At 56.2% G+C, this 20,810-nt stretch carries 20 protein-coding genes; 15 read left to right on the top strand and 5 right to left on the bottom strand.

Annotated elements, in window-relative coordinates; genetic code table 11:
* The first annotated feature begins 5 nt into the window (after nucleotides 1-5).
* From G411_RS0101490 to G411_RS0101470, 5 genes are read left to right on the top strand one after another with little or no spacing between them, the layout of a single operon-like run.
* Complete coding sequence (locus G411_RS0101490; RefSeq protein WP_022957397.1) at nucleotides 6-680, top strand: TIGR01621 family pseudouridine synthase; 675 nt, start codon at nucleotides 6-8, stop codon at nucleotides 678-680.
* Nucleotides 681-718: 38 nt separating this feature from the next.
* Entirely contained in the window at nucleotides 719-1,033 is a 315-nt protein-coding gene (locus tag G411_RS0101485; protein WP_022957396.1) for a DUF2288 family protein, read from the top strand.
* A 17-nt stretch (nucleotides 1,034-1,050) separates the two neighbouring features.
* Nucleotides 1,051-1,344: a hypothetical protein gene (locus G411_RS0101480; RefSeq protein WP_022957395.1), complete on the top strand. Its 294-nt coding sequence runs from the start codon at nucleotides 1,051-1,053 to the stop codon at nucleotides 1,342-1,344.
* Nucleotides 1,344-3,386 (top strand): GNAT family N-acetyltransferase, encoded by a 2,043-nt coding sequence (locus tag G411_RS18915; protein ID WP_022957394.1) that lies wholly within the window; start codon nucleotides 1,344-1,346, stop codon nucleotides 3,384-3,386. The genes G411_RS0101480 and G411_RS18915 overlap by 1 nt, the downstream gene beginning before the upstream one ends.
* A gap of 14 nt (nucleotides 3,387-3,400) precedes the next feature.
* On the top strand, nucleotides 3,401-3,799 hold the full coding sequence (locus G411_RS0101470) for an HIT family protein (protein ID WP_022957393.1): 399 nt from the start codon (nucleotides 3,401-3,403) through the stop codon (nucleotides 3,797-3,799).
* Nucleotides 3,800-3,815: 16 nt separating this feature from the next.
* On the opposite strand, the gene G411_RS0101465 is transcribed toward G411_RS0101470, so the two are convergent.
* Nucleotides 3,816-5,753: a B12-binding domain-containing radical SAM protein gene (locus tag G411_RS0101465; protein ID WP_022957392.1), complete on the bottom strand. Its 1,938-nt coding sequence runs from the start codon at nucleotides 5,751-5,753 to the stop codon at nucleotides 3,816-3,818.
* Between the two features lie 159 nt (nucleotides 5,754-5,912).
* Between G411_RS0101465 and G411_RS21250 the strand changes: the two genes are divergently transcribed.
* A complete protein-coding gene (locus G411_RS21250; RefSeq protein ID WP_022957391.1) occupies nucleotides 5,913-6,344 on the top strand; it encodes an SRPBCC family protein in 432 nt (143 codons plus the stop codon).
* Between the two features lie 2 nt (nucleotides 6,345-6,346).
* Here the strand turns inward: G411_RS21250 and G411_RS0101455 are convergent, their stop codons facing one another.
* Nucleotides 6,347-7,627, bottom strand: coding sequence for a CinA family nicotinamide mononucleotide deamidase-related protein (locus G411_RS0101455; protein WP_022957390.1), 1,281 nt, complete (start codon nucleotides 7,625-7,627; stop codon nucleotides 6,347-6,349).
* Nucleotides 7,628-7,720: 93 nt separating this feature from the next.
* On the opposite strand from G411_RS0101455, the gene G411_RS0101450 reads away from it, so the two are divergent.
* Nucleotides 7,721-8,101 (top strand): hypothetical protein, encoded by a 381-nt coding sequence (locus G411_RS0101450; RefSeq protein WP_022957389.1) that lies wholly within the window; start codon nucleotides 7,721-7,723, stop codon nucleotides 8,099-8,101.
* Nucleotides 8,102-8,132: 31 nt separating this feature from the next.
* Here the strand turns inward: G411_RS0101450 and G411_RS0101445 are convergent, their stop codons facing one another.
* Together G411_RS0101445 and G411_RS0101440 are read right to left on the bottom strand one after the other, a co-directional pair.
* Nucleotides 8,133-8,366 carry a DUF2789 domain-containing protein gene (locus G411_RS0101445; protein WP_022957388.1) on the bottom strand — a complete coding sequence of 78 codons (234 nt, stop codon included), beginning with the start codon at nucleotides 8,364-8,366 and terminating at the stop codon, nucleotides 8,133-8,135.
* Between the two features lie 75 nt (nucleotides 8,367-8,441).
* Nucleotides 8,442-9,215 carry a glucose 1-dehydrogenase gene (locus tag G411_RS0101440; RefSeq protein WP_022957387.1) on the bottom strand — a complete coding sequence of 258 codons (774 nt, stop codon included), beginning with the start codon at nucleotides 9,213-9,215 and terminating at the stop codon, nucleotides 8,442-8,444.
* A gap of 126 nt (nucleotides 9,216-9,341) precedes the next feature.
* Between G411_RS0101440 and G411_RS0101435 the strand changes: the two genes are divergently transcribed.
* On the top strand, nucleotides 9,342-9,746 hold the full coding sequence (locus G411_RS0101435; RefSeq protein ID WP_022957386.1) for a hypothetical protein: 405 nt from the start codon (nucleotides 9,342-9,344) through the stop codon (nucleotides 9,744-9,746).
* Between the two features lie 56 nt (nucleotides 9,747-9,802).
* Here G411_RS0101435 and G411_RS0101430 read toward each other — a convergent pair whose 3' ends face one another.
* Nucleotides 9,803-11,083 carry a citrate synthase gene (locus G411_RS0101430; protein ID WP_022957385.1) on the bottom strand — a complete coding sequence of 427 codons (1,281 nt, stop codon included), beginning with the start codon at nucleotides 11,081-11,083 and terminating at the stop codon, nucleotides 9,803-9,805.
* A 515-nt stretch (nucleotides 11,084-11,598) separates the two neighbouring features.
* Here G411_RS0101430 and sdhC point away from each other — a divergent pair.
* The 7 genes from sdhC to lpdA all read left to right on the top strand — a co-directional run bounded on the left by sdhC (nucleotide 11,599) and on the right by lpdA (nucleotide 20,762).
* On the top strand, nucleotides 11,599-11,973 hold the full coding sequence (gene sdhC, locus G411_RS0101425; RefSeq protein WP_022957384.1) for a succinate dehydrogenase, cytochrome b556 subunit: 375 nt from the start codon (nucleotides 11,599-11,601) through the stop codon (nucleotides 11,971-11,973).
* Nucleotides 11,967-12,338, top strand: coding sequence for a succinate dehydrogenase, hydrophobic membrane anchor protein (gene sdhD, locus G411_RS0101420; RefSeq protein ID WP_022957383.1), 372 nt, complete (start codon nucleotides 11,967-11,969; stop codon nucleotides 12,336-12,338). The genes sdhC and sdhD overlap by 7 nt, the downstream gene beginning before the upstream one ends.
* A 3-nt stretch (nucleotides 12,339-12,341) precedes the next feature.
* Nucleotides 12,342-14,114: a succinate dehydrogenase flavoprotein subunit gene (gene sdhA, locus G411_RS0101415; RefSeq protein ID WP_022957382.1), complete on the top strand. Its 1,773-nt coding sequence runs from the start codon at nucleotides 12,342-12,344 to the stop codon at nucleotides 14,112-14,114.
* A gap of 17 nt (nucleotides 14,115-14,131) precedes the next feature.
* Entirely contained in the window at nucleotides 14,132-14,848 is a 717-nt protein-coding gene (locus tag G411_RS0101410; protein ID WP_022957381.1) for a succinate dehydrogenase iron-sulfur subunit, read from the top strand.
* Between the two features lie 297 nt (nucleotides 14,849-15,145).
* On the top strand, nucleotides 15,146-17,980 hold the full coding sequence (locus G411_RS0101405; RefSeq protein ID WP_022957380.1) for a 2-oxoglutarate dehydrogenase E1 component: 2,835 nt from the start codon (nucleotides 15,146-15,148) through the stop codon (nucleotides 17,978-17,980).
* Nucleotides 17,981-18,051: 71 nt separating this feature from the next.
* Nucleotides 18,052-19,251 (top strand): 2-oxoglutarate dehydrogenase complex dihydrolipoyllysine-residue succinyltransferase, encoded by a 1,200-nt coding sequence (odhB, locus tag G411_RS0101400; RefSeq protein WP_022957379.1) that lies wholly within the window; start codon nucleotides 18,052-18,054, stop codon nucleotides 19,249-19,251.
* Nucleotides 19,252-19,325: 74 nt separating this feature from the next.
* On the top strand, nucleotides 19,326-20,762 hold the full coding sequence (gene lpdA, locus G411_RS0101395) for a dihydrolipoyl dehydrogenase (protein WP_022957378.1): 1,437 nt from the start codon (nucleotides 19,326-19,328) through the stop codon (nucleotides 20,760-20,762).
* The last annotated feature ends 48 nt before the right edge of the window (nucleotides 20,763-20,810 follow it).

The raw sequence follows: 20,810 nt of genomic DNA, 5'->3' as shown, positions 1-20,810 counted from the left end.
GATCCATGAGCTATGACTTACTGTATCGTCACGACGATTTCTATCTGATCGACAAGCACGCGGGTGTAAACCTGCACCGAAATCAGCGCGGAAGCAGCCTGCTGGACACGCTTCGGCATGAGCTCGGTGATGAAGCCTTGCACCTGGTTCACCGACTTGATGACGCCACCTCCGGACTGCTGTTGATTGCCCGGAACAAGTCCGCGGCTGCGCAGTTATCAGCGCAGTTCAGCGAGCGCCATGTCCAGAAATTCTATATCGCATTGGCTGACGGCAAGCCGCGAAAAAAGCAGGGGCTGGTGGTGGGCGATATCGTGAAAGCGCGCAACGGCAGTTATCGCCTGAGCCGCAGCCGCGACAACCCCAGCCGTACACGCTTTATCAGCAGTGCCGTTATGCCGGGACTGCGCCTCTATTTACTGAAACCCCATACCGGAAAGACTCACCAGCTGCGAGTGGTCATGAGCAGTCTCGGTGTGCCCATCCTGGGCGATGAGCGCTACGGTAAAACCGAGGCTGACCGCTGTTATCTGCACGCCTTTGCCTTGTGTTTCGATTATGGAGGGCACCATTATCAGTTTTGTCAGCAGCCCTCATCGGGGCAGCGCTTTGTCGATAGAGCTGTGCAGGAAGCGCTGGTAGAATGGCGGCAGCCTTGGGCGTTGAACTGGGGCAAATAACGACGCACCGTCTGATCTTCTGAGAACCCAATGCTGCTATGACTGACCTTCCCGACAACGATTCGCTATTCGGCAAACTTAATCGTGAAACCGCACGGATTCACTGGCGAGAGTTGCAACGCTTCTACGCGCAGGGCGCAGTTTTGGAAGTCGCTCCTGCTCTGGATTTGATCGCGGTGGCTGCAGCGATGGCCGACGACGATGCAACGCAAATTCAGCAGTACCTTGGCAGCGGTGATCTCAGTCGGGTGGACGAGGCGCGCGCTCAGCAGTGGTTCGATGCTGAGCAGGAACTGTGGGCTGTCGTCGTCGTGCCTTGGGTGTTGGTGCAAACGGAAAGAGAGCTCAACTAATTCAAGTCGGAGTCATCATGACTGACAGCGACGTTTTTCGACAGGAGCTAGAGGCGCGTTTGCAGGCATTTTTTGCCGATCAGCACGCCGGTCTGGATATTCCGCCCGCCGTACTCTATCGCCTGGAGGGCGCGATGGATTCGGCGGTTAAATTGGGTGTGATATCGGAGGCATCGCTGCGCCAGCGCTTGTTGGCTTTAGCTGAGCAGTATCTCGATGCTCCACTTCAGGATATCTATCGCCGGGATCATCGTCTGTTACTGCACTTGCATATGCGCGAAGCGCCGGTCTATCCCAGCGGGGCGAAGTAGTGCCCGGCGCGGCCGATTTCCAACGCTATTGCCAGCAACTAGCGTCAACCCTTCGCGCTGCCGGGCATCGCGCCTGCCTGTTGCTCAGCGGGGAAGAGTCGTGGGGCGTGGCGATGGCTGAAGTGCTTATGAGTCAAGGGGACGGACTGCTGCTGGCTCCAGAGGCGATCGCAGGACAGCGCCCCGCCAGTAAGCCGGAGAGCCTCGGCATTGAATCTGACTGGCTGGTTATTAACGCTCACCACTACCAATCGCTAAACCAATGGCTTGCCGCGGCGGGAACCCTGCGTGCCGGTGGGCTGCTCGTTCTGTTGTGTCCGCCAATGAACGACTGGCCTGCGGATTATGCGGCGTCGATGCGGCATCAGGGCTTCGACGTTGATGACTCGGTGTTTATTCGGCGTCTTTGCCGGGAATGGCCGACTGCGTCGAATACACTGCTCTGGTGTCAAAAGGCCCCTTTACCTGACATGCCACTGACTCCTGAGGCCTGCTGGCAGGCGGCGCTGCCCAGCGAGGGTCAATGCCGTACCGTACAGGCAATATGTCGCGCCGCTAAGGGGCGTGCCGGACGGCCACTGCTGATTCGCGCTGATCGCGGACGTGGCAAGACGGCGGCGCTCGGGCTGGCGGCAGCGGAATTGCTGCGAGACCAGCGGAGGATCGTGATCACAGCGGCAAGACCGGGAATGGTGGAGACGGCGTTCCGCCACGCTCAGTCCGCGTTGCCCGATGCCCGGCGGGAAAAGCATGCGCTGAGCTGGCGGGAAGGGCGTTTGGAGTATCTGCCCCCCGCTGAATTGCTCAGTCGCAGTCAAACACCCGATTTGTTGCTGGTGGATGAAGCAGCACATTTGTCGCTGTCCCTATTGGATACGCTGCTGCAGCGCTATCCGCGGCTGGTGTTCGCGAGCACGGTACACGGTTATGAAGGCAGTGGGCGTGGCTTCGATATTCGCTTTCGCCGCTGCCTGGATCGCCGCCGTCCACACTGGCGCCGCGAATACCTTCGCAGCCCGCTGCGCTGGGCTGAGGATGACCCCCTTGAGGCCGGTCTCAACCGACTGTTTCTGCTTGACGCTGACGTCGCGATGGCACAAAGCAGCGACCCGTTGGTGGTACACGTTGTTGATCCGGACACCCTGATTCGCGAGCCGTCATTGCTGCGTCAGGTGCATGGTCTGCTGTTAGATGCTCACTACCAAACCACCCCCCAGGACCTGCAATTCCTCCTCGACCTGCCGGGCAGAATATGGGTGGCGCGGCGTGGTGAAAATATTGTCGGTGTCTGTCAGGCGTTCGTCGAGGGCGGCTTTGACAAGACCTTGGCCGAAGCAACTTGTGCTGGCAGGCGTCGTCCGAGAGGGCATTTGCTGGCGCAGACACTGGCTGTTCAGACGGGCAATCCCAGGTATCTGTTAAGTCCCAGTCTGCGTGTCAATCGCATCGCCGTGGTCGACGGTGAGCGACGCGCTGGTGTTGCGTCGGCGTTGTTAGCGGCTCTCTCACGGCAGGCGAACGAGGAAGGTATGGCCTTTCTCAGTTCCAGTTTTGCCTGTGAGCCCGATGTGGTGGCGTTCTGGCATTCGGCCGGGTTTATACCGCTGCATCTTGGCAGTCGCCGGGATGCAGCGAGTGGCAGTTATTCACTGATGGTCGCATTGGCATTGGGGGAGGGCTGGAGTGAGGACTTCGTCTTGCAACAACAGCAGTTCGCGCAATCGCTGTTGATCAGCTTTCGTTTGATATACCGAGAGATGCCGCCGGAGGCGTTACAAGCTTTGCTGTCGGTGTTATCTGCACTCAGTGACAGTGATGACTTGCGGCAGCTTCAGCGCTATGTAGCGGGACAACTGTCGTTTGAAATGGCGGCGCCCAGTCTCAAGCGTTACTGCGCGGGGCGACTTGTCTCCGCATTGTGTATTGAGCGCTTGTTTTGCGAAGAGGATTGGTCAGCCTTGGCAAGGCGATATCGGCTTGACGGTCGCGGAGCCATAGAAACCGAAATCAAATCGACGCTCTCGGCGTTGATCGACGTTTGACGAAGGAGAACATCATGGCGAGTATTTTCAGCAAGATTATTGCGGGCGAACTGCCGGGGCATTTTGTCTGGGAAGACGAGCGCTGCGTGGCGATTATGACCATCCAGCCTATGCATCCCGGTCATCTGCTGGTGATTCCCCGCGAAGAGGTCGACCATTGGGATGATCTGCCTGCGGAACTCAGTGCCCATTTGATGGCAGTATCGGCCAAGCTGGCGAAGGCGCTGAAGCAGAGCTACGCTTGCCGTCGGGTAAGTTTACAAATCGTGGGCTTAGAAGTCCCTCACACCCACCTGCATCTGGTGCCGATCAATGAAATGCAGGATGTGGATTTTGCTCGTGCAGCCATGGCCGAGCCCGACGCTCTGGCCGCCGAGGCCGAAAAAATTCGCGGGACTCTGGCGGCGCTGTAAGGCTTCATCGAGAGGGTCAGTGCACCTCTCTGGCAAGGGATTCCAGCCCCGGCTGGATAAGTCTTGGAGTGGCTGCCCCCGCGCCTTTCTGTACCTCGCCGCGCAGCCAGGCACCCCCGTCGGGTTCTTTGAGGATGTCACCCACGCCGCCCGGCGTGCGGATTGTCAGCGTTTGAGGGCCGGCGCGGAAACAGGCGTCGTCGGGGTCGCGCAGTTCATCGAGAGCCTGCTTGCAGGCTCTGGCATCGAAACTGAAGCTGACCTCCCGCTCTTGTGCTGCGCCCCAGCGCGGAGACAGGGCCTTGTCCAGTTCCAGAACCATGCTCAGGCGGGCGCTCAGCGGTATTTCGCGCCCGTCGCTGGCCTGTTGCGTCACATAGTCGCCAATCACCTGCTGAAGGCAGTCATAAAGCCGGCTGGGGTCACGTAGCGACTCGGTAAAAATACGATTGCGGCCCTCGTAAACACTCAGTGCATCGCCTGAATCCACCGCAGGCAGTTGCTCGGCGTATTCCCGGCATACGGCGAGCAGTAGCTGACGCATCAGCGTAGCGGTCGTGACACCGGCTTGTCGGGCTATATAGCGAATGCTGTAAGGCAGAATATGGCCGTGGGCGAAGAGCATGTGTGCGGTAATCAGCAGGTACCCCTGTAGTCCCTGCTCGCGGTCGAAGCTGTGACAGGCCACGACATACTCGCCTTTGGCCTTGCCGTAGCCGGCCACCGGAATGGTCTCAATGCGATATTCCTCGCGTTTTTCGTAAAACTCGGTGCCGGGTAACAGGGTGTAGGCGAAGATATTCAGGTTGGGGAATACCTGCAGTAATTGGTCGAGATTGCGTTCGAAGTCCGGCAGATTGTCGCCGGGCAGCCCCCAGATTAACTCGGCAGCAATCGGCACGCCCTGGGTCGCCATTTCGCGGGCAATGGGCTCGTATTTGTTGGCGGCCATGTTCTTGCGGTTACTCAGTTCCAGTGCCTTGGGCGTGAGCGTTTGCAGGGCAAGCTGATAGTGCGGAAGCAGGCCGTTCTCATGCAGGAGCAAGACGATTTCCTGCACCCGAGGGCTGTGTTTCTTCGACCAGGAAGTCGCGAAGCTACTGGGCAAGCCAGTTGTGCTTTTCAGCTCGCAGATCAGTTTGGCTTTGTCGAGATCCTCGCGCAGGGCGCCAAAGTTGGAGTCGGCCAGCCAGATATCCTTGATACCTGCCGCGACGATTTTTCGCCAGTCCCGCTCCACGCGATCCATGGAAAACTGGTACATCTTCGAGCCGATAGCGCCGGTGCCCCACTCACAGAAAGCGCATTTGAATGGACAGCCTCGGCTGCTTTCGTAGGACACCGAGTCGTACAACGGTTTGCCGTTGGCGTCACTGAGTGGCACAACATCCAGTGCTGAGGGCAGCTCATCCAGGTTAATACGGCGCGGACGTTCTGCTGTTTTATGAATGCCGCCATTTTCCAGATACGCAAGGCCTTTGATATTCCGCCAGTCTTCTTTGCTGTCACAGCAGTCCAGCCATTCCTGAAAGGTGGTTTCTGCTTCACCCAGGGCAATGGCATCAATGGGATCGTCGAACAGATAGTCTTCTGCCTGTTGAACGTGGGGGCCGCCCGCGATACATAGAGCCTGCGGGCAGTCGTGTTTGATCAGGGCGATCAGCTCCAAAAATTCAGCGGCGTTCCAGGTATACATGCTGAAGCCAACGACCGGACGCTGCCCCTTTGCGATTGCGTCCTGAAAAACGTCGCGCAATGCGGGCCATTCTGTCCGCCACTGGGCAACGGCGTCACTGTCGCGAAAGTGCAGCAGTTGAATATCGTTGTCGTCAGGATTGGCGCCATAGCGCTGGTAGTAGGCTTTCAGCCCCCCGGTGGTTGTGGGCACAGCCCAGAAGCCTTCGGAATCCATGCTGAATAAGCGAACCGGGCGGGGAGGAGCGACACTGATCATGGGGATGAAAACCTGTTGTGATTATTCGTCAATATTACTGCAACGAGTCGCTGAGTATTACTCATTCACGTTGAATTTCTGACTAAGCCGTTCGGGTGAGGCTACTGTAACCATTATGAGGCAAGATCGCCGCTGTTTAATAATAAATTGGAGAACATCATGGTAGAGGTACATGTTGCCCGCGATCTCGACTTCCCTGCTGAAACGGTATGGGCCTTGCTGGAAGATTTCGGTGATATCAGCTGGGCGCCGGGCATTGACCGCATAGAAGTGATCGGTGAGGGCATTGGTATGATTCGCCGCCTGCACATGCAGGGCATGGACCCTATTGATGAGCAGCTGTCGTTCCTCGAGCCTGAGAATATGGCCTTCGGTTACAGCATCCCGCAGGGTATTCCCATGCCGGTCAGTGACTATTCAGCCAATGCCAAAGTGACCGCGCTGGACGCTGGTCGCTGTCACGTCGACTGGTATGGTCGTGCCAAGCCCGAAGGGGCGAGCGACGAGGATGCGGCGGCCATGATTCGTGGCGCTTACGAAATGCTGCTGCAATGGATTGCTGAAGAACTGGAGAAGCGCGCCGCCGCGTGATTTCAGATGCTGCCGCCACGGCGGTAGCGCTGTACCAATGACGGTAAGCCAATGATTCCCAATACCTCGCGGCGCAGCAGCTCCTGAGCGAGCGCCGCGACCCAAAGTTGGAAGCCCTGCCGGTCGAAGGGTAGCTGCAGGCAGACGCTGTGTAAGTTCTCCGAACGGCCCCAGGCAATCCAGACCGTGCCCACCGGCTTTTCTTCACTGCCGCCGCCGGGGCCGGCAATCCCGGTGACAGCGATGGCGAGATCGGACTGGGTTGCGACAAGCGCGCCGGTCGCCATTTCTTTTGCCACCGTTTCACTCACGGCACCGTACGTCTCCAGGCTGCTTGCGTTCACGCCGAGCTGAGACATTTTCATTGCGTTGGAATAACTCACGATGCCGCCGGGGTAAACCTCCGATGCGCCGGTCACTGAGGTAATCTGTGCCGCGATCAGACCGCCGGTACAGGATTCCGCGGTGCTGAGGCTGAGACTGTGCTTTCTCAATGTGTTGACCAGTGCATCCGACAGGGTGACGGGCAGCTCGCCAAGTAGGTGGTCGCCTAACAGGGCTTCAACGGGTTCACGCCAGCGGGCGAGCTGCTCCCCCGAGTTGGCGCCGCTGGCGGTCAGTTTGACCTCCAGTACGGGCATTGAGGCACGAAATCCCAGCTCGATATCGTCCGGCCAATGGGGCAGCTCCCGGTCAAACAGTTCTTGAATACTGGATTCACCCAGCCCAAATACACCCAGTCGCAAGGTTTGTATGTGGTCAGAATCGAAACGCTGCAGCAGCAGGGGAAGGATTTCGTCGGCCAGCATCTGTTGCAGTTCACTCGGCACGCCGGGCGTGGCGATTACCAGACAGCCCTTGTGTTCCAGCTGAATACCCGGCGCGCTGCCCCGAGCATTGCTGATGATGTCGCAGCCTTGGGGCAGGATGGCCTGTTTCCTGTTTGCCTCATTCAGGGTAAACCCCCGCTTGTCACACCACGCCTGCAATTCACGCATTCCCCTGGGGTGCTCGCATAGCGGTTGCTGGCTGACGGCGGACAGGGCCGCGGCGGTGAGATCATCGACGGTCGGGCCCAGTCCGCCGTTGATAATCAATACATCGCCATCGTCGCAGAGTTTATCGATTTGCTGACAGAGCAGGGCGAGGTCATCGCCAACGGTGACTTTTTTGTAGACGCGCCAGCCATGCGGGTTCAGTTGCTGAGCAATACGCGCTGAATTGGAGTCGATAACATCACCGGCCATGATTTCGTTACCGGTCAGCAGCAGATTGAGTTTCATGCCTTCAGTAGATCCTTGATATAACGGGCTATATGCTGGCGGCAAAACACTTACAATCGCTGCTTTGCTGCACACAAAGAGGGAGAGCATAGTATGAAAATGTCGTCGGGTGTGATCTTTGCGGGGATTATTGTGCTGCTGTTTGCCGCTTTTGAATACTGGCAGTACCGGGACGAGCAGGCTTACCGTGCGGCGCTAAGTCAGCAACTGGTAACGATAGAGTCGCGTCTCGATGAACTCAGTGGACAGTTACAGGAAGCGCGTAAACGGGATGAGGAAAGTTCACTGGGCGGCATTATCGAAAATGCGAATAAAGCGTTGATTCAAGGCTGGTCTGCGATGGTGGAGTCAGTGGAACGCGAGCTGGAGCGGGCGCAGGAAAATATCGCCGAATCGCGTCGTGAAAATGCCCAGCCCAAGTCGCAAGCTGCGCCAGACAAGGGCGATTCGCCTTCGGGAGAGGGGCCGCTGTAAATGTGCCGAGCGGCGTTTAATGGAGGCAAAGCTAGTGGCGTAACAGCGCGTCGAGTTCGTCCACCCATTCTGCCCAGTCGGCGTCATCGTCGATCGCCTGCTTGATGAATGCAGACTGACTTTCCGTCCAGAAAGCGGCTTGGTGAAGGGGTAGCTCGGCGGGTAGCGGACGATGACTGGCAACAAAGCTGGCAATCTCGCTGTCGCTGGATGGCAGTCCGAGCTGCTCAAATAACAGATTCAGGCTATGTATATCAGTGTCCATGGTGCCTCTCCTGTCGCAGATGACCGATGAGGCACTATAGAATATTGGGCGCGGGCCTGAAAACCCCACCAGGGATCAGGAGCTTGGCAATAGGTCCAGGCGCAGCCCGGCGTTCCAGCCTCCGTCCACAATAAACTCCGAGCCGGTGGAGTAGCTGCTTTCATCACTGGCTAAGAACAACGACATATTTGCCACTTCTTGAGGAAGGCCAACGCGAGGGAGGGGGTGGTTGACGTAAAAGGCGTTGTCTTGCTCTGAGGGCTCACTGTTCTCACCCGCACCATGCATATCCGTGAAGATGCCGCCGGGGTGTACGGTGTTGACGCGTATATTGTAGGGGCCAAGCTCAATCGCTGCTGACTTACTCAGGCCGCGCACCGCCCATTTCGATGACACATAGGCGCTCAGGCCATTCTTAGCCTGCAGGCCGTCAATGGATGAAATATTGATAATCGAGCCGCCGCCCGCGGCTTTCATCGGTGCGATAGCGGCTCGGATGCCAAGGTAGGGGCCCAGTTGGTTTACTCGGATAACGCGCATGTAGTCGTCGCCGTCGCTGTCGGCAATCGCTGCAGCGTGAAGGATGGCCGCGTTATTGACGAGGATGTTGAGCGGTCCGAAGTCTTCCGCTGCGTGGATCAATGCCTGCCAGTCGCTTTCCTGAGAAACGTCGGCATGAACGTAGCGGGCACTGGCGCCCAGTTCTGTCGCGAGCTTCTCTCCGGCGTCGTCGAGCAGGTCGGCGATGATAACCTTGGCGCCTTCCTCAACAAAACGGCGGGCGGTGACTGCACCCATACCGCGCGCGGCACCAGTAATAATCGCGACCTTGCCTGATAATCTGCCCATGGAAAAATCCTCGCTTTTTGTTAGTGTTGGTGGCGCATTATGCGGGGCTGGTGAGGCGGGTCAATTATCCAAGTGGGTGATATCCTTCATTGCTTGCGCTGTAAGTAAATACGTATTGGAGAACACATGAGGTCATTGCTCTTGGTCGCGTTTGGCGTACTGGTGTTGTCGTCAGCCTGGTGGTGGCAGCAGCGATCTATGTCTGATTGTTGCCTGCAGGTGGTTGAGCCAGTGATCATGATTGAAGAACCCGACGCTGAGCCGTTGCCCCCAGTGGCAAAGCCGGCGCCGCCGGTGGTGCTGGATTTGACGGTGCCAGCGGATGTGGTCAGTGGCGAGCCATTGCCGGAAAACGGCGATAATCGCTTTGGGTCTGAACAGTGGTTTGCGCCGAAAGAAAAGACCGAGTCATCGGTGAAGTTTAAAAGTAAATTGCTGATGAAGGACGGCGTGGAACTGCAGCGGGATATGGGGAACTATCAGGAAGCGATTGACGGTGCTGAAATGGGTATTGAATACAAAACCCGTTGATTGACTGTCGAAATCAAGCCAAAAAAAACCCTGCCGAGGCAGGGTTTTTTGTTTTCTTAGCGCTTGTCCAGAGGGACAAAGTCGCGCTTGGCGGGGCCAGTGTAGAGCTGGCGGGGGCGGCCGATGCGCGAGGCGCCAGCGTGCATTTCGTTCCAGTGAGCAATCCAGCCCGGGGTACGGCCCAGAGCAAAGATTACCGTGAACATGCTGGTCGGAATGCCGATAGCTTTCAGAATGATGCCGGAGTAGAAGTCCACATTGGGGTAGAGCTTCTTCTCGACAAAGTATTCGTCTTCCAGAGCGATTTGTTCCAGGCGCTTGGCGACTTTCAGCAGCGGATCGTCAATACCCAGCTCGCCGAGTACTTCGTCTGCTACTTGCTTCATCACTTTGGCGCGGGGGTCAAAGTTTTTGTAAACGCGGTGACCAAAGCCCATCAGGCGGAAGGGGTCGTTCTTGTCCTTGGCGCGAGCCACGCAGGCGTCGACATTGGCTTCGTCGCCAATTTCTTCCAGCATGTTCAGTACCGCTTCGTTGGCGCCGCCGTGTGACGGTCCCCAAAGTGCTGCGATACCTGCAGAGATACAGGCGAATGGATTGGCGCCTGTTGAGCCAGCCAGACGAACAGTAGATGTTGACGCGTTTTGCTCGTGGTCAGCGTGCAGCAGGAAGATAGTATCCATCGCGCGTGCAAGAACCGGGCTAACCTTGCTGGGTTCGCAGGGGTTACCGAACATCATGTGAAGGAAGTTTTCTGAGTAGCTGAGGTGGTTCTGGGGGTACATGAAAGGCTGGCCGATGGTGTATTTGTAAGTCATGGCAGCCAGGGTGGGCATTTTGGCGATCAGGCGAATTGCTGAAATTTCGCGGTGTTTCTCGTCATTAATGTCCAGCGAGTCATGATAGAAGGCGGACAGCGCACCGACGACACCACACATGATGGCCATCGGGTGAGCGTCGCGGCGGAAGCCTTTAAAGAACGTGCTCATCTGGTCATTGACCATCGTGTGCATGCGGACTTTGTTTACAAACGCTTCTTTCTCAGCCTTGTTGGGCAGGTGTCCGTAAAGCAGCAGGAAGCTGGTTTCGAGGTAATCGGATTGCTCGGCCAGTTGCTCGATAGGATAACCGCCGTGGAGCAGAACGCCTTCGTTGCCATCGATGTAGGTGATTTTAGATTCGCAAGCGGCGGTAGAGACGAAGCCGGGATCGTAGGTGAAGTATCCGTTACCCGTCAGAGGGCCAACTTCAATCACGTCCGGGCCAATGGTGCCGGAATGTACGTTCAATTCCAGCGTTTTGCCATCGATACTCAGAGTGGCTTTTTTATCGCTCATTTGACGGGCTCCTGTTGCTTTTTGATTCGTAGCTTTTGGCGGTGGTCCCCGTTGTCTGCTAGCCGGCGAGGTGGTGCCGGGCGCAACAACGGAAAGGCTCCCCAAGTGGGGAGTCACAAATATAGAGAGCTAAAACATTTTGTCAACGCTGAATACATCTTACCTTGCCAAGCTTGGACAGGGAATTGCTGATTCAAAACTAACTATAACGGGGCGATCCCGGGCTGCGTGCTCCAAAATGGCGCGCCAGATTTTTTATGGCGTCATAATAGGGCGAAATAGTGTCTTAAGCCCTTGATATACAGGTGCTTTAAGCCGCTATTTGGACCTTAGTCGATGTTTGTAATTGCCTTTCTATGGTCCTATAATGCGCGGCGTTTCTTCTGGAGCCCCTGTGCTTGCGCCTATCACGCACTTCTGTAGAAGAAAACCGGGAAGGAGAGCCCGGTGAGCTTAGATCCACTTCCGTTGAACCGCCCGTACCATGATGGGCCAGAAATAAAGTGTGGAATACCGTGAACGACAAACGACCTGTGAACCTGGATATCGGGACAATCGCACTGCCGATTACCGCATATACCTCTATTTTGCATCGCGCCAGTGGTGTGTTTCTTGTGGCCGGCATGGCCGTGCTGTTTTGGTTGCTGGGCACCAGTCTCAGTGGTCCTGAGGGCTTCGCTCAGGCGAAAGAATGCCTGTCATCATTCTGGGGCAAGCTGGTTGTCTGGGCGGTGTTGGTAGGTATTAGCTACCACGCGGCGGCAGGTGTTAAGCACCTGGTGATGGATGCGGGTATTGGTGAGTCGATGGAAGGCGGTGAGCGCGGTGCCAAGCTGGTGCTGATCGCGACAGCGGTTCTGGTTGTACTGACGGGGTTGTGGGTATGGTAGTCAAGTCTGTAACAAGTTTTGCCCGTAACGGGGTAGCTGATTGGATCGTGCAGCGCGTCTCAGGCGTGGTGCTGCTGGCTTACTTTATTGTAGTTGCCGGTTACCTGCTCTCTGCAGGAAGCGATTTGGATTACGCTCAGTGGAGCGCATTCTTTTCTTCAACGTTCATGCGAGTGTTCAGTACGGCGGCTGTGCTGTCAGTGGTTGCGCATGCCTGGATCGGACTGTGGGCAGTGTCTACAGATTATCTGACCGAGCGAATGATGGGGTCCAAGGGTCTTGCCCTGCGCCTGGCATTCCAAGCTCTTTCGGGCGTTGTTCTGTTCACCTACCTCGTTTGGGGCATCCAGATTCTTTGGAGTTAAGAAATGGCTAATATTCGCACAATGACCTTTGACGGCGTAATCGTCGGTGGTGGCGGTGCCGGCATGCGTGCTGCGCTGCAATTGGCTCAGTCTGGTTACAAGACGGCCGTAATTTCAAAAGTTTTTCCAACGCGCTCTCACACTGTATCTGCCCAGGGCGGTATTACCTGTGCAATCGCCAGCGCTGATCCCCAGGATCAGTGGCAGTGGCATATGTACGACACCGTAAAGGGTTCTGACTACATCGGTGACCAAGACGCGATCGAGTACATGACCAGTGTGGGCCCCGAGGCGGTATTTGAACTGGATCATATGGGGCTGCCGTTCTCCCGTACTGAAGAAGGCCGTATTTATCAGCGTCCTTTCGGCGGGCAGTCCAAAAATTTCGGTGAGGGTGGTCAGGCTGCTCGCACCTGTGCGGCTGCTGACCGTACCGGTCACGCACTGCTGCACACCCTTTACCAGGGCAACCTGAAAAACAACACGGTGTTCTTTAACGAGTGGTATGCCACTGACATTGTTAAGAACCAGGACGGCGCCGTCGTCGGCGTGATGGCTATCTGCATCGAAACCGGCGAAGTGGTGTACGTGAAGTCCAAGGCTACCGTATTTGCGACGGGTGGCGCGGGCCGTATCTACGCATCAACCACCAACGCACACATTAATACCGGTGACGGTGTGGGCATGGCGCTGCGCGCTGGCTTCCCCGTTCAGGATATTGAAATGTGGCAGTTCCACCCGACCGGGATTGCCGGCGCGGGTGTGTTGGTTACAGAAGGTTGTCGTGGTGAAGGCGGTTACCTGATCAATAAAGACGGCGAGCGCTTCATGGAGCGTTATGCGCCGAATGCCAAAGACCTCGCGGGTCGCGACGTGGTTGCACGCTCAATGACTCTGGAAATCCTTGAAGGTCGTGGCTGTGGTCCGAATGGCGATCACGTATTCCTGAAGCTGGATCACCTGGGTGAAGAAGTGCTGGAAAGCCGTCTGCCTGGTATCTGTGAGCTGAGCCGTACCTTTGCTCACGCTGATCCGGTAAAAGAGCCGATTCCCGTTGTACCGACCTGCCACTACATGATGGGCGGTATCCCGACCAACATTCACGGTCAGGCACTGACGGTGGATGAAAACGGAAACGATCAAATTATCCCCGGCTTGTACGCCTGTGGTGAGGTGGCCTGTGTGTCGGTACACGGTGCCAACCGTCTGGGCGGTAACTCACTGCTGGATCTGGTGGTATTCGGCCGCGCGTCTGGTCTGTTTATCGAAAAAGCGCTGCGTGAAGGCGTTGAAATGCGCGATGCTTCTGAGAGCGATCTGGAACAGGCTAATGACCGTCTGAACCGCGTGAACAGCAGCAAAGGTGGTGAGAAAGTTTCCGCGCTGCGCACCGAGCTTCAAGGCATCATGCAGAATCACTTCGGCGTATTCCGTCGCGGTGACTTCATGCAGGAAGGTATCAAGAAGCTGGCAGAGCTGCGTGGCCGTATTGAAAACGCGCATCTGGAAGACAAGAGCAACGCGTATAACACAGCGCGTATTGAAGCGCTTGAGCTGCACAACCTCTTTGAAGTCGCCGAGGCAACCGCTGTTGCTGCGGAGGCCCGCAAAGAGAGCCGCGGTGCACATGCTCGTGAAGACTTCCAGGATCGTGATGACGAAAACTGGCTGTGTCACTCCATGTATTTCCCTGGCGAAAAACGTGTTGGTAAGCGTGCAGTAAACTTCGCGCCGAAAACCCGCGAAGCGTTTGCGCCGAAAGTACGTACCTACTGATCAGGGGAGAAGAGAAAATGTTGAAAGTCAGTCTCTATCGTTACAATCCTGAAGTTGATCAGGAACCGTACATGCAGGACACCGAGATCGATACCGGTGGTAAAGACCTGATGGTGCTTGATGTTCTGGAGCTGCTGAAAGCTCAGGACCCGTCACTGACCTTCCGTCGCAGCTGCCGCGAAGGTGTATGTGGTTCTGATGGCATGAGCATCAATGGTAAAAACGGATTGGCGTGTATCACGCCTGTTTCTGAAGCACTGAAAAATGGCAAAGGTGGCAGCACGCTGGTGTTGCGCCCGCTGCCGGGTCTGCCCGTGATTCGCGATCTCGTGATCGACATGAGCTTGTTTTACAAGCAATACGAGAAGATCAAGCCGTATCTGATTAACAACGAGCCTGCTCCTGCTATTGAGCGTCTTCAGTCACCTGAAGAGCGTGAGAAGCTGGATGGTCTGTACGAGTGTATTCTCTGTGCATGTTGCTCAACCGCTTGCCCGTCTTTCTGGTGGAACCCCGATCGCTTCATCGGCCCCAGTGGTCTGCTTCAGGCATACCGATTCCTGGCCGACAGCCGCGATACAGCGACTGAGCAGCGACTGAGCGAGCTGGATGATCCTTTCAGTGTTTTCCGTTGCCATGGAATTCAGAACTGTGTCAACGTTTGCCCGAAAGGATTGAACCCGACGCGAGCTATCGGTCATATCCGTAATATGTTGCTCAACCGGGCAAGCTAATGCTGCCCAGGGGCCTATGAAAATAGGCCCCAAGCAGACCCTGCGAAGATAGGGCTGTCATCTGCGCGTATTGTGTCCCTTGGTGTCTACCCATGGCACCGGAACAAAGTACAACTCGGTGCTTACCGGCACTAGCGAGATAGAAAACGTATAGAGAGGGAAATGGCCCATCCGGGCTGTGGTTTATGCCGGCCTCGCAGCGTACACTGAACGCTGTGGGTGTTTGTCATGCAGAGCGCCTTATCGGGAACGATGCAGCATCCGGCGATCACTCCTCTTGTGATTAGGTGGACAGGAATGCAGAAAGCGTCAATGGAGCTTCTTTGGAAGAGCTCCCATATATCGGGTGGCAATGCGGGTTACGTTGAAGACCTGTATGAAACCTATCTCACTGATCCCAATGCCGTTCCCGAAGAATGGCGAAATTATTTTCAACAACTCCCCCGTGTCAGCGAAGCCTCTATTCGCGATATTCCCCACTCTCCAATTCGTGACCACTTTGCCCATCTGGCCAAACAGCCGGTACGTGCCGCCGAGTCTGCCAGCAGCGAAGTCAGTGACCACGAGCGCAAGCAGGTTCGCGTTATTCAGTTGGTCAGTGCCTATCGCCAGCGCGGTCATCAGGAGGCTCAGCTCGATCCGCTGAACCTCTGGCAGCGCCACGGAGTGCCTGATCTGGAGCTGCAATACCATCAGCTCAGCGAAGCCGATTTTGACACGGTATTCCAGACTGGCAGCCTGTACATCGGCAAAGATCAGGCGACCTTGCGAGAGATTTACGACTCGCTGCGTCAGACCTACTGCCGCTCCGTTGGCGCCGAATTCATGCACATCGTCGATACCCGCGAGCGCGCATGGATTCAACAGCGTATGGAGAGTGTACGTTCAAAGCCGCAGTACGGTTCTGAAGCGCGCAAACATTTGCTTGAGCGTTTGACAGCGGCTGAAGGCTTGGAAAAGTCGCTGGGCTCCAAGTACCCCGGTACCAAACGTTTCGGCCTTGAAGGCGGTGAAAGTCTGATCCCGATGATGGATGCGATGATCCAGCGCAGCGGTGAATACGGTGCGAAGGAAATCGTGATCGGTATGGCGCACCGCGGTCGTCTCAACGTTCTGGTCAATACGCTGGGTAAAAATCCTGCCGAACTGTTTGATGAGTTCGAAGGCAAGGTGCAGTACGAAGGGTCTGCCGATGTGAAGTACCATCAGGGCTTCTCGTCGAATGTGATGACGCCGGGTGGTGAAGTTCACTTGGCACTGGCATTCAACCCCTCTCACCTTGAAATTGTTTCTCCGGTGGTTGAAGGCTCTGTGCGGGCCCGTCAGGATCGCCGTAGCGACCCGGCTGGTGATCAGGTCGTGCCGATTGTATTGCACGGCGACGCGGCCTTTGCTGGGCAGGGTGTGGTGATGGAGACGTTCCAGATGTCTCAGACCCGCGCCTACAAAACCGGCGGTACCATTCACGTAGTCATCAATAACCAGGTGGGTTTCACCACTAGCCTGCAGGAAGATGCGCGCTCTACGGAATACTGTACTGACGTTGCCAAAATGGTGCAGGCGCCGATTTTCCATGTGAATGGTGATGACCCGGAAGCGGTACTCTTCGTGTCGCAACTGGCCGCTGATTTCCGCCAGGAATTCCGCAAAGATGTCGTGATCGATCTGATCTGCTATCGCCGCCGTGGACACAACGAGGCTGATGAGCCGTCCGGTACCCAGCCGCTGATGTACAAGCAGATTGGCAAGCAGAAAAGCACTCGTGAACTGTACGTCAACAAGCTGCTGGACGAAGGGGTTATCGATAAGGCCATTGCAGACAAAATGGCGGATGATTATCGCCAGGCATTGGACGATGGTCAGCACGTCGCGAAAAGTCTGGTCAAAGAGCCCAACAAAGAGCTGTTTGTCGACTGGACGCCGTACCTCGGCCATGCCTGGGACGTACCCGGTGACACGCGTATTGATGCCAAACTTCTGAAGGAAGTTTCGGAAGCAGTGAACGCGATTCCAGAAGGTTTCAGTGTTCAGCGCCAGGTGTCCAAGATTTATGAAGATCGCCGCAAGATGGCTGTGGGTGCGACCCCGATCAATTGGGGCTTTGCCGAGACCCTGGCTTACGGCACCTTGCTGAAATCCGGCTATCCGGTTCGTTTGACTGGGCAGGACGTGGGTCGCGGTACGTTCTCTCACCGCCACGCGGTGCTGCACAATCAAACAGACGCCAGTCGCTACATTCCCTTGCAGCATGTCGAAGACGGTCAGCCGAACTTTGATATCTACGACTCGCTGCTGTCAGAGGAAGCTGTACTGGCGTTTGAGTACGGTTACGCAACCACCAAGCCCAATGCGCTGGTGATCTGGGAGGCACAGTTCGGTGACTTCGCCAATGGTGCGCAGGTCGTAGTAGACCAGTTCATCAGCAGTGGTGAGTTAAAGTGGGGACGTCTTTGTGGCCTGACCATGCTGTTGCCTCACGGCTATGAAGGGCAGGGGCCGGAGCATTCCTCGGCGCGCCTGGAACGCTTCCTGCAACTGTGTGCAGAGCACAATATCCAAGTATGTGTACCCTCGACGCCGGCACAGGTCTATCACATGTTGCGTCGACAGGTGGTTCGTCCGCTGCGTCGTCCGCTGGTGGTGATGTCGCCGAAGAGCCTGCTGCGTCATAAAGAGGCGGTATCGACGCTGGAAGAGCTGACGGATGGCCAGTTCCAGAATGTGATCAATGAAACGGACGATATCGATAAGTCTAAAGTAACGCGCATGATCCTGTGCAGTGGCAAGGTGTACTACGACCTCCGTGCCGCGCGCCGCGAACACGGTAAAGACTCGATTGCTATTGTGCGTTTGGAGCAGTTGTACCCGTTCCCCTACGATGATCTGCGCGAAGTTATTGCCCAGTATCCGAACCTGAAGAAAGTGGTTTGGTGTCAGGAAGAGCCGCGCAACCAGGGGGCCTGGTATAACAGTCGCCATCGTATGGCTCGTGTTATTCGCAGCTTCAAGCCAGAGAAAAATCTGTTGCTGGGTTACGTCGGTCGCGAACCGTCGGCATCGCCAGCGGCCGGATACATGGCCCTGCACCTTGAGCAGCAAGAGAAATTTATCAGCCAGGCTCTGAAGCTCTAAGCCTGAACCGCAGACAACTGACAACGCCGCTGTAGACGCGTGTTGCGATAGACAAAGACAGGATGAAAGAGATGAGTACTGAAATCAAAGCGCCGACGTTTCCTGAATCCGTAGCCGATGGCTCCATCGCTACCTGGCACAAGCAGGTTGGTGAATCGGTCAGCCGTGATGAGCCGCTGGTTGATATCGAAACGGATAAGGTCGTTCTGGAAGTGGTAGCGCCCGCTGACGGCGTGCTGCGAGAAATTATCAAGCAGGAAGGCGACACCGTTCTGAGTGACGAAGTCGTCGCGCTGTTTGAGGAAGGTGCCGCTGGCGAGGCGGCGGCCCCCGCAGCTCCCGCCGCTGCCGAAGAGCCAAAGGCGGCAGAGGCCAGCAACGATGATCTGAAGATCAGCCCGGCGGCGCGTAAGGCGCTGCAGGAAAAAGGCCTCGATGCCAGTGCAGTGACCGGCACTGGCAAAGGCGGTCTGATCACTAAAGAAGATGTGATGAATTATCAGGCGCCAGCGGCGAAGCCTGCTGCGGCCGCTCCGGCCCCGGCAGCCGTTGATGTGCCCGCTGGTGAGCGTGTTGAAAAGCGCGTGCCGATGACCCGCCTGCGCAAGCGTATCGCCGAGCGTCTGCTGGAAGCCAGCCAGACTACGGCGATGTTGACTACCTTCAACGAAGTCAACATGAAACCGGTCATGGAGCTGCGCAAGCAATACAAGGACCTGTTTGAAAAGAGCCACAATGGTACCCGTCTCGGCTTCATGGGCTTCTTCGTCAAAGCGGCCTGCGAAGCGCTGAAACGCTTCCCTGCAGTCAATGCCTCTATCGATGGTGATGACGTGGTTTATCACGGCTATCAAGATGTCGGCGTCGCGGTGTCAACGGAAAAAGGTCTGGTCGTGCCGGTGCTTCGCGATGCTGACGAAATGAGCCTGGCGAAGGTGGAAGACAAGGTGCGTGACTTTGGTCTGCGCGCTCGCGACGGTAAGCTGGGTATCGATGAAATGACCGGTGGTACCTTCACCATCACTAACGGTGGGGTGTTCGGCTCGCTGCTGTCAACGCCGATCCTCAATCCGCCGCAGACCGCAATTCTGGGTATGCACAAAATTCAGGAGCGTCCGATGGCCGTCAATGGTCAGGTGGAAATCCTGCCTATGATGTACCTGGCACTGTCTTACGATCACCGCCTGATCGATGGCAAAGATGCCGTTCAGTTCCTGGTGACTATCAAGGACCTCCTCGAAGATCCCGCGCGTATTCTGCTGGAAGTCTAAGCAGGGCTGCCCCAGGTTAACCCCTGGGGCGAGTAATCGCGGAATCCAAGCAACAGGTATTACAGGAAACAGTTATGTCTAAGTACGATGTCGTCGTTATCGGTTCCGGTCCCGCAGGTTATGTGGCTGCAATTCGCGCTGCTCAGCTGGGATTGAAAACTGCCTGTGTAGAAAAAAATCAGGGGAAATCGGGCAAGGTTGCACTCGGTGGAACGTGCTTGAATGTGGGGTGTATCCCCTCTAAGGCGCTGCTGGACAGCAGCCACAAATACCATGAAGCCAAAGAAGACTTTGGTATTCACGGCATCAGCACCGGCAAGGTGTCTATCGATGTGCCAGAGATGATCAAGCGCAAAGACGCGATCGTCGAGCAGCTCACGGGCGGCGTTGGCGGTCTGTTCAAGGCCAATGGTGTTACTGCCGTTGAAGGATTCGGTAAGGTGCTGGCGGGCAAGAAAGTGGAGGTTACCGACAATGACGGTAAAACCACGACCCTTGAGGCCGAGAACATCATTATCGCTGCGGGTTCAGTTCCCGTAGAAATTCCGCCTGCGCCCATCGATCAGGATGTCATCGTTGACTCTACAGGTGCCCTGGAATTCCAGGCTGTGCCCAAACGCCTGGGTATTATTGGTGCCGGCGTCATCGGTTTGGAGCTGGGCAGTGTCTGGGCTCGCTTGGGTAGTGAAGTTGTCGTACTGGAAGCACTGGATACCTTCCTGCCGGCGATGGATCAGCAGATTGCCAAAGAGGCCGCCAAGGTCTTCAAAAAGCAGGAGCTGGATATCCGTCTTGGTGCTCGCGTAACCGGTACCGAAATTAAGCGCAAGAAAGTTGAGGTTAGCTATACACTCAACGACGAAGAGCAGAGTGAGACCTTTGACAAGCTGATTGTGTGTGTGGGCCGTCGTCCGCTGAGCAACAACCTGCTGTCACCGGATTGCGGTGTAAACCTGGATGAGCGCGGTTTCATTTTCGTCAACGATCACTGCGAAACCGATGCGCCGGGTATCTACGCGGTGGGTGATATTGTGCGCGGTCCGATGCTGGCTCACAAAGGCTCGGAAGAGGGCGTGATGGTTGCCGAGCGTATCGCCGGTCACAAGGTCAGCATGAACTATGATTGCATTCCGTCAATTATCTACACGCACCCCGAAATCGCTATGGTGGGCGCGACGGAAGAGCAGTTGAAGGCGGACGGTGTGCCTTATAAGTCGGGCAGCTTCCCCTTTATTGCCAGTGGTCGTGCGCTGGCCTCCAATGAAACAACGGGTATGGTGAAAATCCTCGCTCACGAGGAAACCGACCGCATCCTGGGCTGCCACATTATTGGCCCAAGCGCTGCCGATCTGGTTCAACAGATCGTGATTGCCATGGAATTTGGCTCTTCTGCCGAAGATATCGCACTGACGGTATTCGGCCACCCGACGATGTCAGAGGCTGTTCACGAAGCAGCGTTGGCCGTCGATGGTCGGGCTATCCACATTCCAAACCGCAAGAAGCGCAAATAGATTTGCGGTACTCCGTGAAATTCGGGAAAATACGGACCCGAATTTTGC

Source organism: Spongiibacter tropicus DSM 19543, from assembly GCF_000420325.1.
Lineage (GTDB): Bacteria > Pseudomonadota > Gammaproteobacteria > Pseudomonadales > Spongiibacteraceae > Spongiibacter > Spongiibacter tropicus.
The sequence above is the reverse complement of the archived record's forward strand: the minus strand, read 5'-3'. Positions and strand labels throughout refer to the sequence as shown.

Coding starts and splice junctions, on each gene's coding strand:
- G411_RS0101480 (WP_022957395.1), top strand. CDS start 1,051: ATGACTGACAGCGACGTTTTTCGACAGGAGCTAGAGGCGCGTTTGCAG.
- sdhD (WP_022957383.1), top strand. CDS start 11,967: ATGGTAGTCAAGTCTGTAACAAGTTTTGCCCGTAACGGGGTAGCTGAT.
- G411_RS0101490 (WP_022957397.1), top strand. CDS start 6: ATGAGCTATGACTTACTGTATCGTCACGACGATTTCTATCTGATCGAC.
- G411_RS21250 (WP_022957391.1), top strand. CDS start 5,913: ATGGTAGAGGTACATGTTGCCCGCGATCTCGACTTCCCTGCTGAAACG.
- G411_RS0101485 (WP_022957396.1), top strand. CDS start 719: ATGACTGACCTTCCCGACAACGATTCGCTATTCGGCAAACTTAATCGT.
- G411_RS0101440 (WP_022957387.1), bottom strand. CDS start 9,215: ATGGGCAGATTATCAGGCAAGGTCGCGATTATTACTGGTGCCGCGCGC.
- G411_RS0101455 (WP_022957390.1), bottom strand. CDS start 7,627: ATGAAACTCAATCTGCTGCTGACCGGTAACGAAATCATGGCCGGTGAT.
- lpdA (WP_022957378.1), top strand. CDS start 19,326: ATGTCTAAGTACGATGTCGTCGTTATCGGTTCCGGTCCCGCAGGTTAT.
- G411_RS0101445 (WP_022957388.1), bottom strand. CDS start 8,366: ATGGACACTGATATACATAGCCTGAATCTGTTATTTGAGCAGCTCGGA.
- G411_RS0101435 (WP_022957386.1), top strand. CDS start 9,342: ATGAGGTCATTGCTCTTGGTCGCGTTTGGCGTACTGGTGTTGTCGTCA.
- G411_RS0101430 (WP_022957385.1), bottom strand. CDS start 11,083: ATGAGCGATAAAAAAGCCACTCTGAGTATCGATGGCAAAACGCTGGAA.
- G411_RS0101465 (WP_022957392.1), bottom strand. CDS start 5,753: ATGATCAGTGTCGCTCCTCCCCGCCCGGTTCGCTTATTCAGCATGGAT.
- G411_RS0101405 (WP_022957380.1), top strand. CDS start 15,146: ATGCAGAAAGCGTCAATGGAGCTTCTTTGGAAGAGCTCCCATATATCG.
- odhB (WP_022957379.1), top strand. CDS start 18,052: ATGAGTACTGAAATCAAAGCGCCGACGTTTCCTGAATCCGTAGCCGAT.
- G411_RS0101450 (WP_022957389.1), top strand. CDS start 7,721: ATGAAAATGTCGTCGGGTGTGATCTTTGCGGGGATTATTGTGCTGCTG.
- sdhA (WP_022957382.1), top strand. CDS start 12,342: ATGGCTAATATTCGCACAATGACCTTTGACGGCGTAATCGTCGGTGGT.
- G411_RS0101470 (WP_022957393.1), top strand. CDS start 3,401: ATGGCGAGTATTTTCAGCAAGATTATTGCGGGCGAACTGCCGGGGCAT.
- G411_RS0101410 (WP_022957381.1), top strand. CDS start 14,132: ATGTTGAAAGTCAGTCTCTATCGTTACAATCCTGAAGTTGATCAGGAA.